The following is a 4103-nucleotide window of genomic DNA, read 5'->3' on the forward strand; positions in this document are numbered from 1 at the left end:
CGGGCCGCAGCCAGCAACGACGCGCATTTCGCTCGGACCGATTTGAACGCCTGGTTGAGCTGGGCCAGGCGAAGCCGACTCGAGCCGTTCAAGACGTTGGCCAAGACGATCACTGAGCGCGTCGACGCCGTCGTGCGCGGCATGACAGACAACCGCTCCAATGCCTTCGTCGAGGCTATGAACGGATTGCTGCAGCAAGCCAAGCGCGCCACGCGGGGCTTTCGCACCGCATCGAACTTCATCGCCATCGCCTACCTAGCCAAGCCTTGGGGCTGACAAGCGGAATCCTATCGATCCCCCTTCATGCCCGACACCGGGTCTTCACGCAATCAGAGAGGCCTGCTCACAAACCCTCGAGCCCGCCGCTATCGATCTCGTCGAAGGCAATGCGGCCAGTGATGCGCCGGTGCTCACGCAGTGCAAAGCGATCGGTCATGCCGGCGATGTAGTCGGCGACCGCACGGTGCCGCGGCAGGCCGTGGTGGGCGCCCGGTAGCTCCGCGGCGCTGTCACGATAGGCCGCGAACAGCTCGCTGACAACGACCTGCGCGCGTGCGGTGCTCGCCATCACATGCGGGTGGCGGTAGAGATGGGCAAACAGGAAGCGTTTCAATTGCGTGCTTTCGACGCGCATTGCCGCGCTGAAGACGACGAGCGGCAGCGTGCCTCGCACGGCCTGCGCGTCGGCCGGCGCAGCTTCGCCAAGACGCGCGCGACTGGCGTCGATCACGTCATAGACCTGCGCCGACAACAGGCGGCGCAGGGTCTCGAACAACAACCGACGGCCGGCGAGCCGCGGGTAAGCGCGCGCTGCCTCCTGCAGATGCCGAGCGACCAGCGGCACGCCCCGCAATTGCTCGATGTTGATGAGCCCCGAGCGAACGCCATCGTCGATGTCGTGCGCGTTGTAGGCGATCTCGTCGGCGAGGTTGCACAACTGCGCCTCCAGGCCCGGCTGCGTGCCGTCGAGAAAGCGCCGGGCCACACCGCCTGGCTCACCCGCCTCGATCACCTCGGCATTGCGCCGCGAGCAATGCTTGAGGATGCCCTCGCGGGTTTCCCAGCTCAGGTTCAGACCGTCGAATTGGGCGTAGCGCTCCTCGAGCCGGTCGACGACGCGCAAGGACTGCAGGTTGTGCTCGAAGCCGGTGCTGGCGGGATCGGCGCGTCGCAAACACGCGTCGAGCGCGTCCTGGCCGGCGTGCCCGAACGGCGTGTGCCCGAGGTCGTGCGCGAGCGCGATCGCCTCGGTCAGGTCTTCGTTGAGCCGCAGCGCACGGGCAATGGAGCGCGCCAGCTGCGCCACCTCGAGCGAGTGCGTGAGCCGCGTGCGGAACAGGTCGCCCTCGTGGTTGAGGAACACCTGCGTCTTGTAGACCAGGCGCCGAAAGGCGGTGGAATGGACGATGCGGTCGCGGTCGCGCTGGTAGTCGTCGCGCGTGGGCGCCGCAGGCTCGGGGTGGCGGCGCCCGCGCGTGCGCGTCGGGTCACTGGCGTAGGGCGCAAGCGGCATGCGCCGAAGGACGTGCGCGTCAGGCGCAGCAGCGCTCGAGCACGCTGCGCACGTCGGCGTCGGGCGCGCCGCGAACGACGGCATGCCCGATCGCGTCGACCAGCACGAACCGGATCTCACCCGCGTCGGCCTTCTTGTCCAATCGCATCAGCTCGAGCCAACGCGCGGAGTCCAGAGCCGGAGCGCGCACCGGCAGGCCGGCGCGCTGGATGAGCGTGGTGAGCCGGCGCGCGTCATGCGCCGGCAGCAGGCCGAGCTGCACCGACAGCTCGGCGGCCATCACCATGCCGCAGCCCACCGCCTCGCCGTGCAGCCACTTCCCATAACCCAGCCCCGCCTCGATGGCGTGGCCAAAGGTATGGCCAAAATTCAGGATGGCGCGAAGTCCCGACTCGCGCTCGTCGCGGCCCACCACCGCCGCCTTGATCTCGCACGAACGGCGCACGGCATGCTTCAGGGCGAGCGCGTCGCGCTCGAGCAGCGCGTCGAGATTGCGCTCGACCCAGGTGAAGAATTCGGCGTCGGCGATCGGCCCGTACTTGATGACCTCGGCCAGGCCGGCGCGCAGCTCGCGCTCGGGCAGCGTTGCCAACACGTCCAAGTCGGCGATCACCGCGAGCGGTTGGTGGAAGGCGCCCACCATGTTCTTGCCGCGCGGATGATTGATGCCGGTCTTGCCGCCCACCGAGGAGTCCACCTGCGCCAGCAGGCTGGTCGGCAGCTGGACGAAGGCAACGCCGCGCATGTAGCTCGCGGCGGCAAAGCCGGTCACGTCACCGACCACGCCGCCGCCGAGCGCGTAGAGCACCGTCTTGCGATCGGCTCCCTGGGTGAGCAATGCATCGAAGACAAGGTTGAGCGTGGCCCAGTGCTTGTGCTCCTCGCCGTCGGGCAGCACCAGCAATTCGACCCGGGCGTGGCGCTGCCGAAGCAGGCCGAGCAAGGCCTCGGCATAGAGCGGCGCGACGGTCGTGTTGCTGACCACGAGCGCGCTGGCCGAGCGCGGCACCGCATCAAAACTGGCCGGGTCGCCGAGCAGTCCTGCGCCGATCAGGATCGGGTAACTGCGCTCGCCGAGGTCGATGCGGAGGGTCTCGTTGCCGGCGGCAACGGTGCAGGGAAGCGCGGGCATGGCGCCAGTGTACGGGGGCACCTGTGACGCGGCGGTCACGCTCAACGTGGTGACTGCGGCTCTACCGGCGAAGGCACCTGCATGGGGTCGACGATGCCGGCCAGTTCGAGTTGCATGAGGATCATGCCGACCAGACTCTGCACGTTCGGCCGGCCGGTTTCGATGACGAAATGCGCCGTCTCTCGGTAGAGCGGATCACGCTCGCGGTAGAGCTGCTGTAGCCGGGCGCGCGGGTCGGCCACTTGCAGCAGCGGGCGCTGGGTATCGCGACGCAAGCGCCGGTGCAGCTCTTCCGGCGAAGAGCGTAGGTAGACGACGGTGGCACTTTGCTGCAAGGCACGGCGGTTGGCCTCACGGAGCACTGCGCCACCGCCGGTGGCAATCACGCCATCGCCTCCGGAACAAAGTTCGGCGATCACGGTCTCTTCAAGATCACGAAACCGGAGTTCACCCTCGCGTTCGAAAAACAAGCGGATCGGCTCACCGATCCGCTGTTCGATTACGACGTCGGAATCCGTGAAGCCGATTCTCAGACGACGAGCAAGCTGGCGACCGACAGACGACTTGCCTGACCCCGGCAACCCAATCAACGCCAGCGCTAGCGATGGATGCACTGCAAGTGCGCTACACGCCTCTCAGCGTGTCGAGGCCGCGCGGTCCAACACCACTTTCGGCGTCAAAAACACCAGCAGCTCGGTCTTGTTGGCAGTGCGGGTCTTCGTGCGAAACAGCGCCCCTACGAACGGCACATCGCCCAGCAGCGGTACCTTGGTCACGTCTTCCTGTTCGGTCTGCTCGAAGATGCCGCCGATAACGACGGTCCCGCCGTTCTCGACCAAAACCTGTGTCTTGACATGCTTGGTGTTGATGAGAATGCCGGATGCGGTTGTGGCTCCCAGACTGTCCTTGTTCACATCCACATCGAGAATGATGTTGCCTTCGGGCGTGATCTGCGGGGTGACCTCGAGCTTCAAGGTCGCCTTGCGGAACTGGATGGCCGTGGCGCCGCTTGAGGTGGCGGTCTGGTACGGGATCTCGGTGCCCTGCTCGATCAGCGCCTTGACCTGGTCGGCGGTCACCACGCGCGGGCTCGAGACGATCTTGCCCTTGCCGTCAGCCTCCAAGGCGGAGATTTCCAAGTTTACGAATTTAGTCATCGCGGAATTGAACAACGAAATCGCGAAATTTGCCGGGGTGTAGGAGTTGCGTCCAATTGCCGGCAGGTTCACCAAGAACGTGTTGGGCACGTACCCTCCTGGGTTAGGCGGAGTTTGCCCGGTGGTCTCGCCGACGCCGAGATAGTTCCCGCCAAAAGCGATATGTCGATCGGGCACCACCTGGTTCACTCCCAACTTGACCCCTAGCGAGCGACCGAAGGTATCCGTCGCCTCGACGATGCGAGCTTCGATCAACACCTGGCGCACCGGGATGTCGATGCGGGCGATGATTTGTGCCACC

5 protein-coding genes are annotated in these 4103 nt (G+C 66.0%); 1 reads left to right on the forward strand and 4 read right to left on the reverse strand.

The genetic code is table 11. The features are described 5' to 3' along the window. Positions 1-276 (forward strand): transposase (locus RMO12_RS08225; RefSeq protein WP_309638923.1); only part of this gene is annotated, 276 nt, incomplete at its 5' end. Positions 277-343: 67 nt separating this feature from the next. Here the strand turns inward: RMO12_RS08225 and RMO12_RS08230 are convergent. The 4 genes from RMO12_RS08230 to pilQ all read right to left on the reverse strand — a co-directional run. Then, positions 344-1513, reverse strand: a complete 1170-nt coding sequence (locus RMO12_RS08230) for a deoxyguanosinetriphosphate triphosphohydrolase (protein ID WP_309638924.1) — start codon at positions 1511-1513, stop codon at positions 344-346. 19 nt (positions 1514-1532) lie between these two features. Beyond that, positions 1533-2645: a 3-dehydroquinate synthase gene (gene aroB / locus RMO12_RS08235; protein WP_309638925.1), complete on the reverse strand. Its 1113-nt coding sequence runs from the start codon at positions 2643-2645 to the stop codon at positions 1533-1535. A 41-nt stretch (positions 2646-2686) separates the two neighbouring features. Further along, entirely contained in the window at positions 2687-3226 is a 540-nt protein-coding gene (locus tag RMO12_RS08240) for a shikimate kinase (protein WP_309638927.1), read from the reverse strand. A gap of 54 nt (positions 3227-3280) precedes the next feature. Beyond that, positions 3281-4103 (reverse strand): type IV pilus secretin PilQ (gene pilQ, locus RMO12_RS08245; protein WP_309638926.1); only part of this gene is annotated, 823 nt, incomplete at its 5' end.

The organism is Methylibium sp. (assembly GCF_031393925.1).
GTDB lineage: Bacteria > Pseudomonadota > Gammaproteobacteria > Burkholderiales > Burkholderiaceae_C > Methylibium.